The sequence below is a fragment of the Streptomyces sp. WY228 genome (assembly GCF_019287315.1).
Lineage (GTDB): Bacteria > Actinomycetota > Actinomycetes > Streptomycetales > Streptomycetaceae > Streptomyces > Streptomyces caviscabies.
Map to the genome: position 1 here is coordinate 3,043,393 of NZ_CP079114.1, position 21,608 is coordinate 3,065,000.

Annotated in this window: 15 protein-coding genes and 2 rRNA genes (1 of these 17 running past the window's edge); 7 read left to right on the plus strand and 10 right to left on the minus strand. The window is 69.0% G+C overall.

Features of this window, described 5'->3' with window-relative positions:
* Window positions 1-22 precede the first annotated feature (22 nt).
* Entirely contained in the window at window positions 23-2,839 is a 2,817-nt protein-coding gene (gene secA / locus KV381_RS13150; protein ID WP_030089152.1) for a preprotein translocase subunit SecA, read from the minus strand.
* Window positions 2,840-3,079: 240 nt separating this feature from the next.
* Between secA and KV381_RS13155 the strand changes: the two genes are divergently transcribed.
* Both KV381_RS13155 and KV381_RS13160 read left to right on the plus strand, forming a co-directional pair.
* Window positions 3,080-3,691 (plus strand): GNAT family N-acetyltransferase, encoded by a 612-nt coding sequence (locus KV381_RS13155; protein ID WP_218785262.1) that lies wholly within the window; start codon window positions 3,080-3,082, stop codon window positions 3,689-3,691.
* Between the two features lie 74 nt (window positions 3,692-3,765).
* The gene (locus KV381_RS13160; protein WP_030628861.1) at window positions 3,766-4,953 is read left to right on the plus strand and encodes a winged helix-turn-helix domain-containing protein; all 1,188 of its coding nucleotides are present in this window, start codon (window positions 3,766-3,768) and stop codon (window positions 4,951-4,953) included.
* Window positions 4,954-4,971: 18 nt separating this feature from the next.
* Here KV381_RS13160 and KV381_RS13165 read toward each other — a convergent pair whose 3' ends face one another.
* From KV381_RS13165 to mtnA, 7 genes are all read right to left on the minus strand, one after another.
* Complete coding sequence (locus KV381_RS13165) at window positions 4,972-5,727, minus strand: response regulator transcription factor (protein WP_030089158.1); 756 nt, start codon at window positions 5,725-5,727, stop codon at window positions 4,972-4,974.
* Between the two features lie 183 nt (window positions 5,728-5,910).
* The gene (hpf, locus tag KV381_RS13170) at window positions 5,911-6,600 is read right to left on the minus strand and encodes a ribosome hibernation-promoting factor, HPF/YfiA family (RefSeq protein WP_030089160.1); all 690 of its coding nucleotides are present in this window, start codon (window positions 6,598-6,600) and stop codon (window positions 5,911-5,913) included.
* Window positions 6,601-6,927: 327 nt separating this feature from the next.
* On the minus strand, window positions 6,928-7,671 hold the full coding sequence (locus KV381_RS13175) for a ComF family protein (protein ID WP_086777911.1): 744 nt from the start codon (window positions 7,669-7,671) through the stop codon (window positions 6,928-6,930).
* Between the two features lie 82 nt (window positions 7,672-7,753).
* Window positions 7,754-9,583: an LpqB family beta-propeller domain-containing protein gene (locus tag KV381_RS13180; protein WP_218787211.1), complete on the minus strand. Its 1,830-nt coding sequence runs from the start codon at window positions 9,581-9,583 to the stop codon at window positions 7,754-7,756.
* Between the two features lie 34 nt (window positions 9,584-9,617).
* Window positions 9,618-11,657: an MtrAB system histidine kinase MtrB gene (mtrB, locus tag KV381_RS13185; protein ID WP_030628853.1), complete on the minus strand. Its 2,040-nt coding sequence runs from the start codon at window positions 11,655-11,657 to the stop codon at window positions 9,618-9,620.
* Between the two features lies 1 nt (window position 11,658).
* A complete protein-coding gene (mtrA, locus tag KV381_RS13190; RefSeq protein ID WP_007448372.1) occupies window positions 11,659-12,348 on the minus strand; it encodes a two-component system response regulator MtrA in 690 nt (229 codons plus the stop codon).
* Between the two features lie 4 nt (window positions 12,349-12,352).
* Window positions 12,353-13,495: an S-methyl-5-thioribose-1-phosphate isomerase gene (mtnA, locus tag KV381_RS13195; protein WP_218785263.1), complete on the minus strand. Its 1,143-nt coding sequence runs from the start codon at window positions 13,493-13,495 to the stop codon at window positions 12,353-12,355.
* A gap of 152 nt (window positions 13,496-13,647) precedes the next feature.
* Here mtnA and KV381_RS13200 point away from each other — a divergent pair, with 152 nt between their 5' ends.
* The 5 genes from KV381_RS13200 to KV381_RS13220 are packed head-to-tail and all read left to right on the plus strand — an operon-like array spanning window position 13,648 to window position 19,143.
* Window positions 13,648-14,856: a hypothetical protein gene (locus KV381_RS13200; protein ID WP_218785264.1), complete on the plus strand. Its 1,209-nt coding sequence runs from the start codon at window positions 13,648-13,650 to the stop codon at window positions 14,854-14,856.
* A 4-nt stretch (window positions 14,857-14,860) separates the two neighbouring features.
* Window positions 14,861-15,550 (plus strand): DUF4129 domain-containing protein, encoded by a 690-nt coding sequence (locus KV381_RS13205; protein ID WP_030628843.1) that lies wholly within the window; start codon window positions 14,861-14,863, stop codon window positions 15,548-15,550.
* Window positions 15,547-16,794, plus strand: coding sequence for a DUF4350 domain-containing protein (locus tag KV381_RS13210; RefSeq protein ID WP_030628840.1), 1,248 nt, complete (start codon window positions 15,547-15,549; stop codon window positions 16,792-16,794). Before KV381_RS13205 ends, KV381_RS13210 begins: the two co-directional genes overlap by 4 nt.
* Window positions 16,791-17,819: a MoxR family ATPase gene (locus tag KV381_RS13215; protein WP_030089178.1), complete on the plus strand. Its 1,029-nt coding sequence runs from the start codon at window positions 16,791-16,793 to the stop codon at window positions 17,817-17,819. Before KV381_RS13210 ends, KV381_RS13215 begins: the two co-directional genes overlap by 4 nt.
* A 10-nt stretch (window positions 17,820-17,829) precedes the next feature.
* On the plus strand, window positions 17,830-19,143 hold the full coding sequence (locus KV381_RS13220) for a DUF58 domain-containing protein (RefSeq protein ID WP_030628837.1): 1,314 nt from the start codon (window positions 17,830-17,832) through the stop codon (window positions 19,141-19,143).
* A 109-nt stretch (window positions 19,144-19,252) separates the two neighbouring features.
* Here KV381_RS13220 and rrf read toward each other — a convergent pair.
* Together rrf and KV381_RS13230 are read right to left on the minus strand one after the other, a co-directional pair.
* A 5S ribosomal RNA gene (gene rrf / locus KV381_RS13225) occupies window positions 19,253-19,364 on the minus strand.
* Window positions 19,365-19,442: 78 nt separating this feature from the next.
* Window positions 19,443-21,608 (minus strand): 23S ribosomal RNA (locus tag KV381_RS13230); it runs 904 nt beyond the window's last position.

Sequence of the window (21,608 nt, forward strand, 5' to 3'; positions counted from 1 at the left end):
TGCCGGGGTACTGCCCGTGCCGCTACTTCTTGCGACGGCGACCGCCACCGCCGCTCTTCTGGGCCTTGCGGCGCTCGGCACGCGTCATGCCGTCCGAGGAACCGGACCGCGCGCCGTCCTCGTCGCTGGCGAAGTCGCCCTCGACGACACCGCCCTCGCCGTCCACCGTGGGAGCGGAGAAGTGGAGCCGGTCCGGCCGCTGCGGGGCCTCCAGGCCCTTGGCGCGGATCTGCGGGGCAGCGGCGGCGCTCTCCTTCTCCAGCGAGGTGCGCTCGGCGCCGTCCTGCACCGGAACCTCCTCGACCTGCTGCTCGACCTGGACCTCCAGGTTGAACAGGTAGCCGACGGACTCCTCCTTGATGCCCTCCATCATGGCGTTGAACATGTCGAAGCCCTCGCGCTGGTACTCGACCAGCGGGTCCTTCTGCGCCATCGCCCGCAGGCCGATGCCCTCCTGGAGGTAGTCCATCTCGTAGAGGTGCTCGCGCCACTTGCGGTCGAGCACCGAGAGGACGACGCGCCGCTCCAGCTCACGCATGATGTCGGAGCCGAGCGTGTTCTCGCGCTCCTCGTACTGCTCGTGGATGTCGTTCTTGACCGACTCGGCGATGAACTCGGCGGTGACGCCCGCCAGGTCCCCGGCCGCCTCCTCCAGCTCCTCGACGGTGACCTTCACCGGGTAGAGCTGCTTGAAGGCGCCCCACAGCCGGTCCAGGTCCCACTCCTCGGCGAAGCCCTCGGCGGTCTCCTGCCGGATGTAGTCGTCGATCGTGTCGTCCATGAAGTGCCGGATCTGGTCCTGGAGGTCCTCGCCCTCCAGAACGCGGCGGCGCTCGCCGTAGATGACCTCGCGCTGCCGGTTGAGCACCTCGTCGTACTTCAGGACGTTCTTACGCGTCTCGAAGTTCTGCTGCTCGACCTGCGACTGGGCGGAGGCGATGGCGCGGGTGACCATCTTGTTCTCGATCGGGACGTCGTCGGGGACGTTCGCCATCGACATGACGCGCTCGACCATCTGCGCCTTGAACAGACGCATCAGGTCGTCGCCCAGCGACAGGTAGAAGCGGGACTCGCCCGGGTCGCCCTGACGGCCGGAACGACCGCGCAGCTGGTTGTCGATGCGGCGCGACTCATGGCGCTCGGTGCCGAGCACGTAGAGCCCGCCGAGGTCCTTGACCTCTTCGAACTCCGCCTTCACGGCCTCCTCGGCCTGCTCCAGCGCGGCGGGCAGCGCGGCCGCCCACTCCTCGACGTTCTCCACCGGGTCGAGGCCACGCTGGCGCAGCTCCGCCTCGGCGAGGTCGTCCGGGTTGCCGCCGAGCTTGATGTCGGTGCCTCGTCCGGCCATGTTCGTCGCGACGGTGACGGCGCCCTTGCGGCCCGCCTGGGCGACGATCGTCGCCTCCCGGTCGTGCTGCTTGGCGTTGAGGACCTCGTGCTGGACACCGCGCTTGGAGAGCTGCTGCGAGAGGTACTCGGACTTCTCGACCGAGGTGGTGCCGACCAGGATCGGCTGGCCCTTCTCGTGCTTCTCGGCGATGTCGTCGACGACCGCGGCGAACTTGGCGACCTCGGTGCGGTAGATCAGGTCCGACTGGTCGGCGCGGACCATCGGCCGGTTCGTCGGGATCGGCACCACGCCGAGCTTGTAGATCTGGTGGAACTCGGCGGCCTCGGTCATCGCCGTACCGGTCATGCCGGAGAGCTTGTCGTAGAGGCGGAAGAAGTTCTGCAGGGTGATCGTGGCGAGGGTCTGGTTCTCGTCCTTGATGTCCACCCCTTCCTTCGCCTCGATCGCCTGGTGCATGCCCTCGTTGTAGCGGCGGCCGGCGAGGATACGGCCGGTGTGCTCGTCGACGATCATGACTTCGCCGTCGATGACGACGTAGTCCTTGTCCTTCTTGAACAGTTCCTTGGCCTTGATGGCGTTGTTCAGATAGCCGACGAGCGGGGTGTTCACCGACTCGTAGAGGTTGTCGATGCCGAGCCAGTCCTCGACCTTGGCGACACCGGGCTCGTGGATGGCCACGGTCCGCTTCTTCTCGTCGACCTCGTAGTCGCCGGTCTCCTCGATGCCCTTGAGCTGGTTGCCCGCCTCACCCTTGGTGAGACGCGTGACCAGCTTGGCGAAGTCGCCGTACCACTTGGTGGCCTGGTCGGCCGGGCCGGAGATGATCAGCGGCGTACGGGCCTCGTCGACGAGGATCGAGTCGACCTCGTCGACCACGGCGAAGTTGTGGCCGCGCTGGACGAGCTCGTCCTTGGACCACGCCATGTTGTCGCGGAGGTAGTCGAAGCCGAACTCGTTGTTCGTGCCGTACGTGATGTCGCAGCCGTACTGCTCGCGGCGCTGGGCCGGGGTCATGTTGGCGACGATGCAGCCGACGGTCAGGCCGAGGAACTTGTGGACCCGGCCCATCAGCTCGGAGTCACGCTCGGCGAGGTAGTCGTTGACCGTGATCAGGTGGACGCCCTTGCCGGAGAGCGCGTTCAGATACGCGGGCAGGGTGCCGACGAGGGTCTTGCCCTCACCGGTCTTCATCTCGGCCACGTAGCCGAGGTGCAGGGCGGCTCCGCCCATCATCTGTACGTCGTAGTGGCGCTGTCCGAGGACGCGCTTCGCGGCCTCACGGACCGTGGCGAACGCCTCGGGGAGCAGGTCGTCCAGGCTCTCGCCGTCCGCGTACCGTTCCTTGTACTCGTCGGTGAGCGCCCGCAGCTCGGCGTCGGAGAGGTTGACGAAGTCCTCTTCGATGGAGCTGACCTGGTCCGCGATGCGGTGCAGTTTGCGCAGGATCTTGCCTTCGCCTGCACGCATGAGCTTGTTGAAGACGGACACTGAGGCTGGTCTCCTTGCCGGTCGGGCCTGGCACTGGGTCGTGTAATGGACTCTGGCGCGGGCACGGCAGGTGGGCCCCACCGCAACGGCCATCGTAAGCGAGGACACCACCGCGTCGGGAGGGCTGCCGTCGCGTGGACCTCGCCGCACCCTTATAGGACAACGGTCCAAAGGCACGGAAGGTGCCGGGAAGCCCGAAAAGTGCTCGCATCGCGGGAGCGGGTTCACAAGAATCGGTTCATGGAACCGATCACGCTCACCACGGAACGACTGCTCCTGAGGCCCTTCGGTCCGCAGGACACGGCCGAGGTGTACGCCGCCTGCCAGGACCCGGAGATCCAGCGCTGGACGGTGATCCCTTCCCCGTACCGCCTCACCGACGCGGAACTGTTCACCACGAAGCTCTGCGCGGCGGGCTGGCAGGACGACTCCGTCTACAACTTCGCCCTGGCCCTGAGGGAGACCGGGACGCTCGTCGGGGCACTCGGCATCGACCGCCGCAGCCGGCCGGGGACGTACGAGGTGGGCTACTGGTCCGCCAAGGAGCACCGGGGCCGTGGATACGTCACCGAGGCGGTGCTCGGCTCCGCCCGCTGGGCCTTCGCCTCGCTGGGCGCGGACCGGCTGGAGTGGCGGGCCGAGACCGGCAACCTGGCCTCGCGGGCGGTAGCCCTGCGGGCGGGGTTCCGGCTGGAGGGCGAACAGCGGTCCGGGCTGCTCAACAAGGGGGTGCGGCGCGATGCCTGGACGGCGGCGCTGCTCCCGTCCGACCTGGGGCTCGCGGGCCCCCACCCGTACGTCCCCGGGCCGCACCCGCCCCGGTCCGGCGGAGCCTCTGATTCCGGCCGGTGACCCGTTCCCTCACCCGCGCTCCACGGCCGGAATCCGGATCCGGACTGTCAGTGGCGCCGTCTAGGGTTCGCCGTATGACGCCTGTGCCTCCTCCCGCAGTCGAACTCTCCGCCGACCAGGCCCGCCGTATCGCGCTGCGCGCCCAGGGCTTCCTGGGGGCCCCGGACCGCCGGGCGGGGGTGCCCGGGGTGCTGCGTCACCTCGGCGCGGTCCAGCTGGACACGATCTCGGTGCTGGCCCGCTCGCACGAGCTGATTCCCTACGCCCGGCTCGGCTCCGTGGGCCGCCGGACGGTGGAGGAGGCCTACTGGTCGGGCGGCCGGACCTTCGAGTACTGGTCGCACGCCGCCTGCATCCTGCCCGTCGAGGAGTGGCCGCACTTCGCGTTCCGCCGCCGCGCCTACCGCTCCCGCCCGCACTGGGGCCACGATCTGCCCGACGGTGTGTACGACACCGTAATCAAGCAGCTGCGCGACGAGGGCCCGTTGACGGCGACCGAGCTGGGCGGCGCGAAGAACGGCGGCGAGTGGTGGGACTGGTCGGCGTCCAAGGTCGCCGTCGAGCGGGCCCTGATGTACGGCGAGGTGGTGTGCACCGAGCGGCGCGGCTGGAAGCGGGTCTACGACCTGGCCGAGCGGGCCATTCCGGATGCCGTGCTGCACGACGGGCTGAGCGACGCCGAGTGCCGGCGGCGGCTGGTCGCGCTGGCCGGCAAGTCCCTGGGCGTCGGCACCCGTAGCGACATCGCGGACTACCACCGGCTCAGGGGCGAGGAGTTCGACGCCGTGGTGGCGGACTCGGGGCTGGTCCCGGTCGCGGTGGAGGGCTGGGCGAAGCCGGCCTGGGCGGACCCGGAGGCCCTCGCCAAGGAGCCGCGCGGACGCCACCGTACGACGCTGTTGTCGCCGTTCGACTCACTGATCTGGGAGCGGGCGCGCACGGAGCGGATCTTCGACTTCACGCACCGGCTGGAGGCCTATGTGCCCAAGCAGAAGCGGATCCACGGCTACTTCGCGATGCCGCTGCTGGCGGGCGGGAAGCTCCAGGGCCGGGTCGACCCGGCGCGCGAGGGCACCACGCTGGTCGCCAAGCAGGCGTCGTTGGCCGGCCCGAAGGCGGTGGCCCCGATGGCCGAGGCTCTGGTGGAGGCGGCGGCCTGGGTGGGCTGCACGGAGATCCGGGTGGACCGGGTCGACGCCCCGGAGCTGCGCGAGCCGCTCAGGACGGAGATCGGCCACGCGCTCCGGCGTGCCTACCGCTGATCGGCCGCCGGCCTTCCGCTACCGGATCTCCAGGATCTTCTCGCGCATGGCATAGACCACGGCTTCCATCCGGGAGTGCAGCTGCAGCTTCTCCAGGATATTGCGGACGTGGTTCTTCACCGTGTTCTCGGAAATGAACAACTCCTTGGCGATATCCCGGTTGTTCATACCGGTCGCCACGAGTTTCAGCACTTCCAGCTCGCGTTCGGTGAGCCGGGGCGCCGGAACGAGCCGGCGCTCGTCGGTGCGCTGGATCATCGATTTGAACTCGGTGAGCAGCTTGGAGGCCATGGAGGGGCTGATCTGGGACTGTCCGTCGGCGACCGCGCGAATGGCCGTGGCGACCTCGTCGGTGGAGATCTCCTTGAGGAGATATCCGGTCGCGCCCGCCTTGATCGCCTCGTAGAGGTCGGCCTCCTCGTCGCTGATCGTCAGCATGATGATCTTCGCGCTGGGGGCCACCTCCTTGATGGCGGTGCAGGCCTCGATGCCGCCGCGCTTGGGCATCCGGACATCCATCAGCACGATGTCGGGCAGCAGATCGGCGGCCTTGTCGACCGCCTCGGAGCCGTCCCCGGCCTCGCCGACGACCTGGATGTCCTCCTCCTGCGCGAGGACGATCTCCAGACCCCTGCGGAAGAGCGCGTGGTCGTCGACCACGAGGACCCTGATCGGCTCCTTGCGTGAGGCGCCGTCCGCGTCCGCGCCGGCATACGCACCGGCGTCGTCGTCAGAGTCGTTCGCATCGCGCACGGGCCCGAAGGTGTCCGCCATCGTTCCTCCCCCTGAAGGCCACGGCCTGAAGTGTCGGTCGGTCGCCAACGGCACTTCACAGAACACCGATTGGCTCGGGCCGCCATGATTCCATGCCCGGCCCCCGGCACGGTGGCCCCGTGCCCGTGCGCGGGTGCCCCCGGTGGCGTGAAAACGCCCCGGGGGCACCCGCGCGATGTGGCCTCAGCCGCCGAGCGCACCGCCCGCGCCGCCTGCTTCGTCCGCGGCGAGCGGGTCGGTCCTCAGGTGGATGACGCCGTAGTCGTAGGCGTGTCGCCGGTAGACGACGCTGGGCTCCTTCGTCTCGGAGTCGACGAACAAGTAGAAGTCGTGGCCGACCAGTTCCATCTCGTAGAGCGCCTGGTCGAGCGACATCGGTGCGGCGGTGTGGGTCTTCTCGCGCATCACGAGCGGCCCTTCGCCCTGTACTTCGAGCGAGCCGATCTTCGTGGTGGGGACGGGCGCCGTCGGCTGGTCGCCGACCAGCTCACCGTCCTCGTCGAACGAAGCGACGCCGGGGACCACGTCCCCGACCTCGGCAGCAGACAGACGGCCGTTGCCTCGGCGGCTGTAGCGCTTGTCGTGCTGCTTGCGCAGCCGGGCCTCCAGCTTTCCGGTGGCCAGGTCGAGCGCTGCGTAAGGGTCGCCCGCCGCCGCTTCCGCCCGGATGACCGGTCCCCGGGAGCGGAGCGTGATCTCCACCCGGTCGGAACGGTCGGCCTGACGGGGATTCGGCTCCTTGGACACCTCGACGTCGAGGCTGATCACCTTGCCGTCGAACTTCTGGATCTTGTCCAGCTTCAGCTTCTCGGCCACGTGCTTGCGGAACCGCTCGGGCACCTCGGTCTTGCGGCCCTTGACGACGATGTCCACGCAGAACTCCGTTCCCGGATCGCCCCGCTCAGCGGCGGAGCATCTCCCTTTTGCACCAGGCCCCGGAGATCACCAGGGCCTCGGACTCGGTGGCTTTCGCCTCCTCCTCCCCCGCCGGAAGGGTCGCAACCCCACCGACTTTGCGTGCTTCTCCTACCGGTGAGTTACCTGCCCGAAACCTGATGGTGCATTCATCGAGGTCCGGCATTCACCGTTCCTCACAACCGAACATAGCCTGCGCACCAGGGTCTCGGCACCCGCTACTGGCACGTACCTCCGTTCAGGGGGTATTGCCCTCTCATTACCTGCAACGATGCAGTTTCTCGGTCAGTTCCGGTTTATTTCGAAGGCGGAGGGAGAGGCTGCCACGACCGCCGCCCGGCACCGTCCGTGCACGGAGGGCTGCCGACCGGCGCCGCGCGCCTCCCCGACGGCCCGTGCCGCCTCCGCCAGCGTCGATCCCGTCGTCAACAGGTCGTCGACCAGGATCACCCTGCCGTGACGGAACAGTCCGTGCCGGACCAGTCGCCCTCCCTCCGCCGTGAGCTCCAGCGCACCGGCCAGATTCGCCCGCCGCTGCCGAGCCCCGAGCCCCGACTGGTCGGCGACCGCGCGCCGCTGCCGCAGCAGCGGGAGCGCCCGGGCCGGCAGACCCCGGCGCCGCAGGTCCCGGGCGGCCGCGGCGGCGATCCGGCGCACCGGGTCATGGCCGCGTGCCGCGGTCGAGGAGCGCGCGGAGGGCACCGGGACCAGCAGCAGGGGGCCCGCGCCGCCCGGTCGCCCCGTCCCGGCCCGTACCGAACCCGCCAGGGCCCGTCCGAGCGCCCCCGCCAGCCCGAGTGCCCCTCGCTCCTTGTGGGCCAGCAGAACCGCGCGTACGGCGTTCTCGTACGGCGCGGCCGCGTACACCGCCGGGAGGCCCGGGGGCCGGGGCGAGGGGCGGACCCGGCGGGCCGGCCCACCGTGCAACGCGGCCGCGCAGGCCGGGCACAGCTCGGTGCGCGGTCTGCCGCAGCCGGCGCAGACCACCGGCAGGAGCAGACCGGACAGCTCGTGCCACACGTTCCGCATGACCCCACTGTGCGGGGCCCTCACGGGCCGGACCACCCCTGTGGAAAACCCGGGCGCCCCGGCCGGTCCGTGCGCTCCCGGATCAGCCGGGGTAGACCAACGACGTGCCCTGCTTGAGAACCGTCTGCCAGTTGTCGCCCGGCGAGAGCTTCACTATGCCGTCGCCGACGGTCTCCGCCATCAGCGGAAGCTTTTCGTCGTCGGCCGCGGCGACCGACTGGACCTGGTTCACCCCGGGCAGCGCACCCGAGGCCGACGTGGACCCGTCCGCCTGCACGTATCGCACCTGCTGGACGCCGCCCTCCTCCTTGCCGACCACCACCAGACGGCTGCGTCCGGACCAGGAGATGGCCGTGACGTCCGCCAGCTGCGGTGCGGCCTGGCGCAGGTCCTCGACCGAGATCTCGGGCGTCACCGAGGAACCCCGGCGCTCGACCCGGCCGATGTTCAGCGTCGTGTGGCCGTCCTTCGTCAGCAGCAGGGCGATCCGCACGCCGTCCGCGGACATCCGCAGTTCCTCGATGCGGGCGCCGTCGAGGCCCGGCACCCTGACCTCCTGCGGCTCGCCCGCTCCGCCGGCCAGCCGCAGCAGCCGGGAACCGGCCGGATCGCGGTCGGCGACCCACAGATCGCCGCGGCCGTCCCAGCTCGGCGGTGACAGCCGGTCGGCGGCCTTCTTCGCCGCGCTGGTGACGAGCGGCTCGGTCAGCTCGCCGTCCGCCTCCAGGGAGGACACGTGGAGGTTCTGCCCGTTGGCCGAGACCGCGGCGGCCCGCGTCTCGTCCCGGGCCACCCCGACGGCGCCCATCGGAACGGCGCCCACGCCGAGCGGACCGGACACCGGCTCGGGCGACCCGGTGCCGTCGGTGGCGCCGGGGATCCGCTCCACCTGGCCCTTGTCGTTGATGAAGTACTGACTGTCGGCCCCGTCGGAGCCGTGGTCGGCGGAGAAGTCCGGCGCGTCGTCGGCGTCCAGCGCGCAGAGCTTGCCCTCGCCGCCTTCCAGCTCCACCCGCTCGACCCAAGCAGAGGTCAGGTCCCGGAGTGTGAAGAGCACCTGGGCGGCCATCATCCGGCAGGCGCTCCGGCTCGCCTTGTCGGCCTTCTGGTTGAGCGGCACCTTCAGGACGTTCTGATCATCGGGCGCCAGCGCGGTGACGCCCTTGCGCAGCGCGGTCCCGGTCGGGAACCGGGAATCGACGACGGGCCGCAGCCAGTTCGTCGGCCCGGCGAGCAGCGTCCGGACGGTCTGGGTGGCGGTGTCCATGCGCGTGACCGGATCCGTACGGTTGCGCACGTAGACGGGGTCCGCGACGAGCGTCGACCGGCCGTTCGTACGCCCGGTGGCGAAGTAGTACTTGTTCACGGAGCGGTAGAGGCGCTTGAAGTCGGACTGCCCGAGGACCAGGCCGTCCGGCACGACGTCGATGCGCCACTCCTGCTTCCCCTCCGCCACCTTCTCCAGCACCAGGTGCAGGGTCTGGGAATAGTCGGTGGGCGCGAGCGGCTGGTAGGAGCTCTGGGCGTCGACCGCCGCCACCTTCTCACCGGTCAGCGTGTAGGTGGTCTCCCGGTCCCGGGTGGCCCGGTTGTCCTCGTCGTGGAGCAGGGGGCCGCTGCGGTTGGGGGCCTGGGCGAGCACCGTGGTGCCGCCGCTCGGCCGCCAGGTCCGCCGGGCGTCGGCGCTCAGATACTTCCGCGTGGTCGCGAACGCGGGATCGTCGCTGGTCATCGACTCCAGGAAGCCGTCGACGATCTCGCTGGGCGGCGCGCCCTCCCGGGGCGCCACCGCGTACACCTGCACCTGGGAGTCCCCGGGCTGTGAGGCGTCGACCGCCTTGACGTCCCCGGTCACCGGCATCGAGCCGCATCCGGCCAGCACGACGATGCCGCAGCCCAGCAGCGCGGACATCCGCACGGCCCGTCCGTGGCCGCCCGGACGGCGGTCAGTACCCACGAGTGGTGTCCTCCTGGTCGGAATCGGGTACGCCGTCGGCCGCGCGCCCACCGGGACGCTCCTGGGCCGGGCGCGTGACGACACGTGCTCCGTTGCCGGGCAGCGCGGCGGGGTGCACCGACGAGGGGGCGCCGGTGCGCAGGGCGGGGCCGCGACCGGGCACGGGCAGCGGCGAACGGTCGCCGGCCCCGGGCTGCGGCGGCACCGACATCAGCCGGTGATCGTCCGAAGGGGCCGCTCCGGCCTCCTCACGCTCCCGGTTGTCCCGGTTGCGCCGCGAGTCCTCGGGCTCCAGCGGTATCGGCGAACCGCGCAGGGGCTCGTCCGCCGTACGCGGCAGGGTCAGCCTGAACTGGGAACCGCCGCCCGGCTCGCCCCAGGCCTGGAGCCAGCCGCCGTGCAGCCGGGCGTCCTCCACGGCGATCGAGAGGCCGAGGCCGGTCCCGCCGGTCGTCCGGGCGCGCGCCGGGTCGGCGCGCCAGAACCGGTTGAAGACGCGGGTCGCCTCGCCGGGCTTGAGCCCGACCCCGTAGTCCCTGACGGCCACGGCGACCGCGCCCTGCGCGACGCCCATCCGCACGACGACGTCCCGGCCCTCGCCGTGCTCGACGGCGTTGACGACGAGGTTGCGCAGGACGCGTTCGACGCGGCGGGCGTCGGCCTCGGCTATCACCGGCTGGTCGTCACCGATCACGAGGATCCGGCTGCCCTTGCGCTCGGCGAGCGGCTCGGCGCCGCCGATCACCCGGTGCACCACGGTCCGCAGGTCTATCGGCTCGGCCTCCAGGGCCGCGGCGCCCGCGTCGAAGCGGCTGATCTCCAGCAGATCGGCGAGCAGCGACTCGAACCGGTCGAGCTGGTCGCCCAGCAGCTCGGCGGAGCGAGCGGTGACGGGGTCGAAGTCGGCACGCGCCTCGTGGATGACGTCGGCGGCCATCCTGACCGTCGTGAGGGGGGTGCGCAGCTCGTGCGAGACGTCGGAGACGAAGCGCCGCTGCATCCGGGAGAGCTCCTCCAGCTGCTGGATCTTGAGCTGGAGGTTCTGGGCCATCTTGTTGAAGGCCTCGCCGAGCCGGGCGATGTCGTCCTCGCCGGTGACCTTCATGCGTTCCTGGAGCTTGCCGGCGGAGAGCCGCTCGGCGATGCCCGCCGCCATCCGCACCGGTGTGACGACCTGCCGCACCACGAACCAGGCGATGGCCCCGAGCAGCACGACGACGAACAGCCCGGCGGTCGCCAGGGTCGTCTTGACCAGCGCCAGGGACTTCTCCTCCTGCGTGAGCGGGAAGAGGTAGTAGAGCTCGTAGGGGTGCTGATCGATGTCGTAGAGGCGCTTGCCGACGACGAGCCCCGGCTGCGACTCCTTGCCGTACGAATACCGGATCAGGGAGTACGTCTGGAAGGCGCCCTGCCCCTTGCCCACGTCCTGGCGCAGGCGCTCGGGCACGCTGGACGCCTCGACGCTGCCCGAACCACGTGGGGCGCGACTGCTCGCGCCCTCGGTGGCCGAGTCCACGCTGAGCGCGACCACGTTGAAGGCGTTCTTGCCGCCACTGGCGAGCTGGTCGACGAGTTCGGTGCGCCAGGAGGTGCTTCCGGTCATGCCGTCGGTGCCGTCCCCGCCCTGCCCGCCGGGGGCGAGGGGAGCGTTCGCCTTCTCCTGGGCCGCGGCGAAACCGCCGGCGGCCTGGGTCTGGGCGGCCTTGCCCTTCGCGTCGAGCAGGCCGTTGCGCACCTGTCCGATGACGACGAAGCCGAGCAGGAGCACGACTCCGATCGACATCAGCAAGGTGCCGGCGACGACGCGAAGCTGCAGGTTGCGCCGCCACAGACGGACGGCGGGCAGCAACGGACGGCGTACCCACCGCATCAGCAACCGCGGTACGGGCCCGCCGGGCGTCCGGTCCTCGAACAGCCGGCCGCCCTGCAGGAAACGGCTCATACGTGACGCCTTCCGTCCCGGGCCGGCAGCCCGCTCCGTACGGACTCCCGGCTCCCCGGGCCCCGGAGCAGCACTGCCTCCGGCCATCTCAGCTCGGTCCGGCCTTGTAGCCGACGCCTCGGACCGTCACGACGATCTCCGGCCGTTCCGGGTCCTTCTCGACCTTGGAACGCAGACGCTGGACATGCACATTCACCAGGCGGGTGTCGGCCGCGTGGCGGTAACCCCACACCTGCTCCAGCAGGACCTCACGGGTGAAGACCTGCCACGGCTTGCGGGCGAGCGCGACCAGCAGGTCGAACTCCAGCGGAGTCAGGGCGATGGACTGCCCCTCCCGCTTCACGGAGTGGCCGGCCACGTCGATGACCAGGTCACCGATGGTCAACTGCTCCGGTGCGGGCTCTTCGGACCGCCGCAGACGTGCCCTGATCCGGGCAACCAACTCCTTAGGTTTGAACGGCTTGACGATGTAGTCGTCGGCGCCTGATTCCAGGCCGACCACGACATCGACGGTGTCGCTCTTGGCAGTGAGCATGACGATCGGCACACCGGACTCGGCCCTGATCAGCCTGCACACCTCGATGCCGTCCCTTCCGGGCAGCATGAGGTCGAGCAGCACCAGGTCCGGCTTGGCCTCACGAAATGCGGCCAGTGCCTTGTCGCCGTCCGCTACGAACGACGGCTCGAAACCTTCTCCACGCAGCACAATCCCGAGCATCTCGGCCAGTGCGGTGTCGTCGTCGACGACAAGGACGCGTCCCTTCATAATCGACATCATCCCATTAGCTAATCGTTACCTGCGATGACCTGGCACACAGCTCTGCCAGTCCGACCCCCGTGACCGGGGAAATGGCGCCCTCCTCGGTGACGATCGCCGTGATCAGTTCCGGCGGTGTGACGTCGAAGGCCGGGTTGTACGCCGGGGCCCCGAGGGGTGCGACGACCATCCCGCCTCCTTCACCGGCCGATACACCCTGCGGCGATGTGAGCTCCGTCACTTCCTTCCCGGAACGCTGCTCGACGATGATCGATGTGCCGTCCGGAGTCTCCAGATCCACGGTCGTCGTCGGCGCCACCACGATGAAGGGCACATGGTGGTACTTCGCGAGCACGGCCAGCGGATAGCTCCCCACCTTGTTGGCCACCGAGCCGTCCGCCGCGATGCGGTCCGCCCCGATGAGCACCGCGTCGACCTCCCCGGCCGCGAACAGCGACCCTGCCGCGTTGTCCGTGAGCAGGCTGTACGCCAGACCGTTGCGCGCCGCCTCGTACGCGGTCAGCCGGGCCCCCTGGAGCAGCGGCCGGGTCTCGTCCACCCACAGCCGGCGCAGCCGCCCGTGCCGGTGCACCCGCAACGCCACGGCGAACGCCGTCCCCTCGCCCCCGGAGACCAGCGCCCCGGTGTTGCAGTGGGTCAGCAGCCGATACCCGCGGCCCGGCAGCAACTCCTCGAGCAGCACCTCACCGAATTCCGCCATACGCCTGCTGGCCTGGGCATCCTCCTGGTGCAGGGCCCGCGCCTCGGCCAGCGCCGCAGCGGCCGCCGCCTCGTCCCCCGCACCCTTCCGGGCCGTTTCCCAGTAGGCCGCCGCCACCCGCCGCACCCCGTAACCGAGGTTCACCGCGGTGGGCCGCGCCCCCTCCAGCAGACCGGCCGCCTCCGCGACGTCGTAGCCCCGCGCCGCCGCGAGCGCCACCCCGTACCCCCCGGCGATCCCGAGCAGCGGAGCCCCTCGCACCGCCAGCGTCCGGATCGCCCGCACCAGCGCGGGCACATCGGTGCAGACCAGCTCGACCTCCTCGGCGGGCAGCCGCGTCTGGTCGAGAAGCACCAGCACGGGCCCTTCCGGAGGCTCGTCCCAGCGGAGTACGGAAAGGGCGGGAGGCTCGATGCCCACCGGCGATTGCGCGTCCTGATCAACCATCTGTCCAGTCTGCCCGGTGAGCCGCCCGCACATGAAGGCACGAAGGAGATCGCGCGGGAGACAGAGCGGCTGGTCCGCCCCGGGCCGCCGCGTGGCACGATGGCTGCCAACCTGCCGCCCCGATGAGCGGTCAGGACGGTGAAGGAGCTGGAATGAACGACTCTCCGGGCTGGGCGTCGCCCGGATCTGCCCCCTCCGACGGCAAGGAGGCGGCGATTCCCCGCCCCTCCGACCCGCAGGACGGAAGCGGTGCGACGGGACAGTGGTCCCCCGAGCAGCCGCCGCCCGGGCAGTGGTCCCCACCGAGCAACCCCGGCAGCGGCCCCGGAACCCGGCCGCCGGCACCCGGCTGGGGCGGCCCACAGCGGCAGGGCTGGGCAGGACCGCCGCCGGCAGCGAAGCCCGGCGTCATCCCGCTGCGCCCCCTGAGCCTCGGCGAGATCCTCGACGGCTCGGTGTCCGCCCTGCGCGCCCACTGGCGTACCGCGCTCGGCTTCAGCCTCGCGGTCTCGGTGGTCACCCAGATCGGCATCATCCTCATGCAGCGCTACCTGCTGCCGGAACCGACCTCCGTCGACCCGAACGCCACCGGCGCCGAGGCCCTCCGCCAGACCGCCGATTCGGCCCGCTCGACACTGCTCTCCCTCGGCCCGGCCTCCCTCGTCTCGATGATCGCCACGCTCTTCACCGCGTCGATCGTCACCGTGGTCATCAGCCGCTCCGTGCTGGGCCGCCCCACCACGCTCTCCGACACCTGGGCAGAGGCGCGCCCCCGGATCCTGCCGCTGCTCGGACTGACCGTCCTGGTGGCCGTGATCATGGCCACGATCATGACCGTGGGCATCGGCCCCGGTCTGCTGCTGGGCTCCGAGGCAGGTGCGGCACTCGCCTTCCTCGGCTTCGCCGCCGCCTGTGTCGTGATGCTCTGGCTGAACGTCAGCTTCGCCCTCGCCGCCCCCGCACTGATGCTGGAACGACAGAGCATCGTGGCCGCGCTGCGCAGGTCGGCGAAGCTGGTCCGCGGCGCCTGGTGGCGCACCTTCGGAATCCTCGCCCTGACCTGGCTGCTGACCTTCCTGCTGACGTTCCTCGTCTCCATCCCGTTCGGCGCCATCGCGGTGATCGCCGACGGAACCGACGTCAGCGAGTTCTTCAGCAGCAATCCGCCCTCCTTCGGCTGGCCCTTCCTGATCATCACCGGCATCGGCGAAGTGATCGTCTCGACGCTGATCTACCCCTTCGTCGCCGGTGTGATGGCCCTCCTCTACGTGGACCAGCGCATCCGCCGCGAAGCCCTGGACCTGGACCTGGCACGGGCCGCGGACGTTCCCGGCTACGGCGCCGACACCCCCAGGAGCTGATGCCGTGTCGGGGGCGGGGGGCATCACCACAGCAGGGCGGGACACCGCAACGGGCGACATACCCGTGGACACTCCACGTCTCCCCGCACGGGAGGCGGCCGAGAGCGAACTGTCCAAGCCGATGTACCACGAGAACGACCCGAACTTCCTCCAGCGCGCCCTGAACCAGTTCTGGGACTGGGTCGCCGGAGTGTTCGACGCCGCCGCGGGCGCCACCCCCGGTGGCCCGGCCGGCCTCGTCGTCCTGGTCGTCATCGTCGTCGGCCTGGCCGCCGCTCTCTGGTGGCGGCTCGGCACTCCGCAACGCTCCTCCCGGAGCGCCGACGCCCTCTTCGACAGCGACGGCCCCCGCAGCGCGGCCCAGCACCGCGCTGCGGCCGAGACCCACGCCGCGGCCCTGCGCTGGACCGAAGCCGTACAGGAACGGATGCGCGCCATCGTCCGGTCCCTGGAGGAACGCGCCCTGCTCGATCCCCGCCCCGGCCGCACCGCGGACGAGGCCGCGGCCGAAGCGGGTCGCACTCTGCCCGAGCACACCGCCCGACTGCGCGCCGCCGCCCGGAGCTTCGACGATGTGACATACGGCGGCCGCACCGCGGACCAGGCGGCATATCTGTCCCTGCGCACCCTCGACCTCGACCTCGACGAGGCCAAGCCGCTGCTGCCCGGAACCTCCCGAGGAGCCACCGGATGACCGCGGCGACCACCGCCCCGACTTCGACGGCGCCCACCCCCGGCCAGGTCTGGACCCGTGCCCGAGCCATCCTGGCCGTCGTCCTCATCCTGGTCGTCGCCGGCATCGCCTTCGCCGCCGTACGCTCCGGAACGAACTACGGACAGCTCGACCCCCGCTCCGCGGATCCCAAGGGCAGCCGCGCCGTGGCCGAACTCCTCGAAGCACGCGGCATATCCGTCACCGTCGTCACCACCCTTGACGAGGCCAGTGCCGCGACCGGCCCGGACACCACCCTCCTGGTCGCCGGCCCCAACCTCCTGACCCGCTCGCAACAGCTCCGGCTGAACGAGGCGACCACCGCATCCGCAGGACGCACCCTGCTGATCGCCCCGGGCCCGGGGGCCACCGCCCGGCTCGCTCCCGGCGTCCGCACCGAGGCGCACCACGCCGTCAGCGCTCTCGCCCCGTCGTGCGAGCTCCCCGCCGCCCGCAGGGCCGGCACAGCGGACCTGGGCGGCACCCGCTACACGGCTCAGGACCCGGCCGCCGTCTCCTGCTACCCGAGCGCAGGCATCCCCAGCCTGGTCGTCCTCCCGACCGGAACGAGCGGCGACACCGTCGTCCTCGGCTCCCCCGACTTCCTCTACAACGAGCGTCTCGACAAGCAGGGCAACGCCTCGCTCGCCCTGCAACTGCTCGGTTCCCGTCCCCATCTCGTCTGGTACCTCCCCTCTCTCACCGATCCGTCCGCAACAGCCGACGACAACGCCCCGGGCGACGGAAGCGAAGAACAGTCGGAAGGCGGGGCGCGAGACGAAGCGGCCGACGAGAGCAGCTTCCTCGACCTCGTCCCCTCCGGCTGGCTGTGGGGAACGCTTCAACTCGCTCTCGCCGCAGTCCTCGCCGCCGTCTGGCGGGCCCGCCGACTCGGCCCCCTGGTGACGGAACAGTTGCCGGTAGCCATCCGCGCGTCCGAATCCGCCGAAGGCCGCTCCCTCCTCTACCGCAAGGCCAACGCCCGCGACCGGGCCTCCGACGCCCTCCGAGCCGCCACGCGCACACGCATCGCACCCCTCGTCGGCGTGCCCGCCCGCGACGCGCACACCCCCGACGTCCTCCTCACCGCCGTGTCCACCCGCGTCACCGCCCCGGACCAGGACCTCAACACCCTGCTCTTCGGCACGACTCCCGCCACCGACGCGGCCTTGGTCCTCCTCGCCGATCAACTCGACGCCCTCGAAAGAGAGGTACGCACTTCATGAGCGCCCCGACCCCCGAGCCGGCCGAGCCCACGGCGCCCGCTGCGGCTCCCGCGAGGCCCGCGGCACCGGATGCTTCCGACAGCGCCCGCGCGTCCTTGGAAGCTCTGCGCTCCGAGATCGCCAAGGCCGTCGTCGGCCAGGACCCCGCTGTCACCGGACTCGTCGTCGCGCTGCTCTGCCGAGGACACGTGCTCCTCGAAGGCGTGCCCGGCGTCGCCAAGACCCTGCTGGTGCGGGCCCTCGCCTCTTCGCTCGAACTGGACACGAAGCGGGTCCAGTTCACCCCTGACCTGATGCCCAGCGATGTCACCGGCTCACTGGTCTACGACGCGCGCACCGCCGAGTTCTCCTTCCAGCCCGGCCCCGTCTTCACCAACCTGCTGATCGCCGACGAGATCAACCGCACCCCTCCCAAGACCCAGTCCTCCCTCCTGGAAGCGATGGAGGAACGGCAGGTCACCGTCGACGGAACACCGCGGCCGCTGCCTGACCCCTTCCTCGTCGCCGCGACCCAGAACCCCGTCGAGTACGAAGGCACCTATCCCCTCCCCGAAGCCCAGCTGGACCGCTTCCTGCTCAAACTGACGGTTCCGCTCCCCTCACGGCAGGACGAGATCGACGTCCTCACCCGCCACGCCGACGGTTTCAACCCACGCGACCTGAAGGCCGCGGGGATACGGCCGGTCGCCGGGCCCGCCGATCTGGAAGCGGCACGCGAAGCCGTCGCGAAGACGACCGTCTCCCCCGAGATCGCCGGCTATGTCGTGGATATCTGCCGTGCCACGCGCGATTCCCCCTCGCTCGCCCTCGGTGTCTCCCCACGAGGCACCACCGCACTGCTGTCGACCGCACGCGCCTGGGCCTGGCTGACCGGCCGGGACTATGTCATCCCGGACGATGTGAAGGCCCTGGCGCTTCCCACGCTCCGTCATCGCATCCACTTGCGGCCCGAGGCGGAAATGGAAGGAGTCACCCCGGACTCCGTCATCGCCTCAGTGCTCGCCCACGTCCCCGTACCCCGATGAGGCGGTGACCATGGCCCTCACCGGACGTACTGCTCTGTTGGCCGCTCTGGGGTCACTCCCCGTAGGCATCCTCGCTCCGAGTTGGACCGGGATGCTCGCGGTCAACGCACCGCTCTCCCTGGCAATTCTGTGTGACTATGCCCTGGCAGCGCCAGTGCGCACGCTTCGATTCACTCGATCCGGTGATACATCTGTTCGACTTGGTGACGCGGCAGAAGTGCAACTGACGGTGACCAACACGTCGCGCCGCCGTCTGCGCGCTCAGCTCCGGGACGCCTGGCCCCCCAGCAGCTGGGCCGCGGGCACCGAACAGGGCGCTTCACGCCACAAACTGACGATTCCCGCCGGGGAACGTCGACGCCTGGTCACAGTCCTGCGCCCGACCCGGCGCGGTGAACGGCGGGCGGAACGCATCACGATCCGCTCGTACGGCCCGCTCGGCCTCGCCGCACGCCAGGGGCAGCACAGGGCCCCGTGGACCGTACGCGTCCTGCCTCCGTTCACCAGCCGCAAGCATCTGCCGTCCCGGCTCGCCCGGCTCCGTGAACTCGACGGCCGTACCAGCGTTCTGACACGCGGCGAGGGAACGGAGTTCGACAGTCTGCGGGCCTACGTACCCGGCGACGACACCCGCTCCATCGACTGGCGGGCCACGGCACGCCAGTCCGCCGTAGCGGTCCGGACATGGCGACCCGAGCGTGACCGGCACATCTTGATCGTCCTCGACACCGGGCGCACGTCTGCGGGCCGGGTGGGCGACATCCCCCGCCTGGACGCCTCGATGGACGCCACGCTCCTCCTCACCGCACTCGCCACCCGGGCGGGCGACCGCGTAAGCCTTCTCGCCTACGACCGCCAGGTCCGAGCCAGGGTCCAGGGCAGGACGGCCGGCGGAAATGTACTGTCGACCGTCATCGACACCCTGGCCACGCTGGAACCCGAGCTCATCGAGACGGATGCCCGCGGCCTCAGCAACGCGGCCCTCACCGACGCACCCCGTGGTTCGCTGATCGTTCTCCTCACGACGCTGGAGGCCGCTCCCATCGAGGAAGGGCTCCTCCCGGTACTGCCTCAGCTCACCCAGCGCCACACCGTGCTGCTGGCCGCAGTCTCCGACCCCAGGGTCGAGGAGATGGCCAACTCACGGGGAACGGTGGACTCGGTGTACGACGCGGCAGCCGCCGGCCAGGCTCAGGCCGATCGTCGTCACACGGCCGACAGGCTCCGTCGCCACGGCGTCGTCGTCGTGGACGCCACCCCGAGCAATCTCGCTCCCGCACTTGCCGACACGTACTTGGCCCTGAAGGCCGCAGGCCGTCTCTGAGAGTTCTCCTGAGGCGGCCTGCCGGCTGCCCGCCGGACTCGCAGCCGTTAGTACCCGGAACGCAGAAAAGCCCCGCACCAAAAAGGTGCGGGGCTTTCCCGGAAAAATTGTTCGGCGGCGTCCTACTCTCCCACAGGGTCCCCCTGCAGTACCATCGGCGCTGAAAGGCTTAGCCCGGGTTCGAATGTAACCGGGCGTTTCCTAACGCAATGACCACCGAAACACTATGAAACTGTGAACACCGGATGTAAACACGGCCGTTCATTATTTCAGAACTAACACAGTGGACGCGAGCAACTGAGGACAAGCCTCGGCCTATTAGTACCAGTCAGCTCCACCCGTTACCGGGCTTCCACATCTGGCCTATCAACCCAGTCGTCTACTGGGAGCCTTAACCCCTCAAAGGAGGTGGAATACTCATCTCGAAGCAGGCTTCCCGCTTAGATGCTTTCAGCGGTTATCCTTTCCGAACGTAGCCAACCAGCCATGCCCTTGGCAGGACAACTGGCACACCAGAGGTTCGTCCGTCCCGGTCCTCTCGTACTAGGGACAGCCCTTCTCAATATTCCTACGCGCACAGCGGATAGGGACCGAACTGTCTCACGACGTTCTAAACCCAGCTCGCGTACCGCTTTAATGGGCGAACAGCCCAACCCTTGGGACCGACTCCAGCCCCAGGATGCGACGAGCCGACATCGAGGTGCCAAACCATCCCGTCGATATGGACTCTTGGGGAAGATCAGCCTGTTATCCCCGGGGTACCTTTTATCCGTTGAGCGACAGCGCTTCCACAAGCCACTGCCGGATCACTAGTCCTGATTTCGTCCCTGCTCGACCCGTCGGTCTCACAGTCAAGCTCCCTTGTGCACTTACACTCAACACCTGATTACCAACCAGGCTGAGGGAACCTTTGGGCGCCTGTTACCTTTAGGAGGCAACCGCCCCAGTTAAACTACCCATCAGACACTGTCCCTGATCCGGATCACGGACCCAGGTTAGACATCCAGCACGACCAGAGTGGTATTTCAACGACGACTCCACAACCACTGGCGTGGCTGCTTCAAAGTCTCCCACCTATCCTACACAAGCCGAACCGAACACCAATATCAAACTATAGTAAAGGTCCCGGGTCTTTCCGTCCTGCTGCGCGAAACGAGCATCTTTACTGTAGTGCAATTTCACCGGGCCTATGGTTGAGACAGTCGAGAAGTCGTTACGCCATTCGTGCAGGTCGGAACTTACCCGACAAGGAATTTCGCTACCTTAGGATGGTTATAGTTACCACCGCCGTTTACTGGCGCTTAAGTTCTCAGCTTCGCCAACCCGAAAGTCAGCTAACCGGTCCCCTTAACGTTCCAGCACCGGGCAGGCGTCAGTCCGTATACATCGCCTTACGGCTTCGCACGGACCTGTGTTTTTAGTAAACAGTCGCTTCGCTGGTCTCTGCGGCCACCCCCAGCTCAAGCAGCAAGTGCTATCACTGGTGATGGCCCCTTCTCCCGAAGTTACGGGGCATTTTGCCGAGTTCCTTAACCATAGTTCACCCGAACGCCTCGGTATTCTCTACCTGACCACCTGAGTCGGTTTAGGTACGGGCCGCCATGAAACTCGCTAGAGGCTTTTCTCGACAGCATAGGATCATCCACTTCACCACAATCGGCTCGGCATCAGGTCTCACCCTTAACGTGTGACGGATTTACCTACCACACGGCTACACCTTACCCTGGACAACCACCGCCCGGGCTGGACTACCTTCCTGCGTCACCCCATCGCTTACCTACTACAAGTCTGGTTCATCGGCTCCACCACTACCCTCAACCCGAAGAGATCGGGCCGGCTTCACGGACTTAGCATCGCCTGATTCAGTACTGGGCGTTTCAAAGCGGGTACCGGAATATCAACCGGTTGTCCATCGACTACGCCTGTCGGCCTCGCCTTAGGTCCCGACTTACCCTGGGCAGATCAGCTTGACCCAGGAACCCTTAGTCAATCGGCGCACACGTTTCTCACGTGTATCGCTACCATGCCTGCATTCTCACCGTGAACCGTCCACAACTCGCTTCCGCGGCTGCTTCACCCGGCACACGACGCCCCTACCCATCCCAGCCCCGTTGGGGTACATGCTGGAATGACACGACTTCGGCGGTACGCTTGAGCCCCGCCACATTGTCGGCGCGGAATCACTTGACCAGTGAGCTATTACGCACTCTTTCAAGGGTGGCTGCTTCTAAGCCAACCTCCTGGTTGTCTCTGCGACTCCACATCCTTTCCCACTTAGCGTACGCTTAGGGCCTTAGTCGATGCTCTGGGCTGTTTCTCGACCATGGAGCTTATCCCCACAGTCTCACTGCCGCGCTCACTTACCGGCATTCGGAGTTTGGCTAAGGTCAGTAACCCGGTAGGGCCCATCGCCTATCCAGTGCTCTACCTCCGGCAAGAAACACACGACGCTGCACCTAAATGCA

What these genes read in the sequence shown, in the direction of transcription:
- KV381_RS13155 (WP_218785262.1), top strand. Translation starts at nt 3,080, where the DNA reads ATGGAACCGATCACGCTCACCACGGAACGACTGCTCCTGAGGCCCTTC.
- KV381_RS13160 (WP_030628861.1), top strand. Translation starts at nt 3,766, where the DNA reads ATGACGCCTGTGCCTCCTCCCGCAGTCGAACTCTCCGCCGACCAGGCC.
- KV381_RS13165 (WP_030089158.1), bottom strand. Translation starts at nt 5,727, where the DNA reads ATGGCGGACACCTTCGGGCCCGTGCGCGATGCGAACGACTCTGACGAC.
- KV381_RS13175 (WP_086777911.1), bottom strand. Translation starts at nt 7,671, where the DNA reads ATGCGGAACGTGTGGCACGAGCTGTCCGGTCTGCTCCTGCCGGTGGTC.
- KV381_RS13180 (WP_218787211.1), bottom strand. Translation starts at nt 9,583, where the DNA reads ATGTCCGCGCTGCTGGGCTGCGGCATCGTCGTGCTGGCCGGATGCGGC.
- mtrB (WP_030628853.1), bottom strand. Translation starts at nt 11,657, where the DNA reads ATGGCCGGAGGCAGTGCTGCTCCGGGGCCCGGGGAGCCGGGAGTCCGT.
- mtrA (WP_007448372.1), bottom strand. Translation starts at nt 12,348, where the DNA reads ATGATGTCGATTATGAAGGGACGCGTCCTTGTCGTCGACGACGACACC.
- mtnA (WP_218785263.1), bottom strand. Translation starts at nt 13,495, where the DNA reads ATGGTTGATCAGGACGCGCAATCGCCGGTGGGCATCGAGCCTCCCGCC.
- KV381_RS13200 (WP_218785264.1), top strand. Translation starts at nt 13,648, where the DNA reads ATGAACGACTCTCCGGGCTGGGCGTCGCCCGGATCTGCCCCCTCCGAC.
- KV381_RS13210 (WP_030628840.1), top strand. Translation starts at nt 15,547, where the DNA reads ATGACCGCGGCGACCACCGCCCCGACTTCGACGGCGCCCACCCCCGGC.
- KV381_RS13215 (WP_030089178.1), top strand. Translation starts at nt 16,791, where the DNA reads ATGAGCGCCCCGACCCCCGAGCCGGCCGAGCCCACGGCGCCCGCTGCG.
- KV381_RS13220 (WP_030628837.1), top strand. Translation starts at nt 17,830, where the DNA reads ATGGCCCTCACCGGACGTACTGCTCTGTTGGCCGCTCTGGGGTCACTC.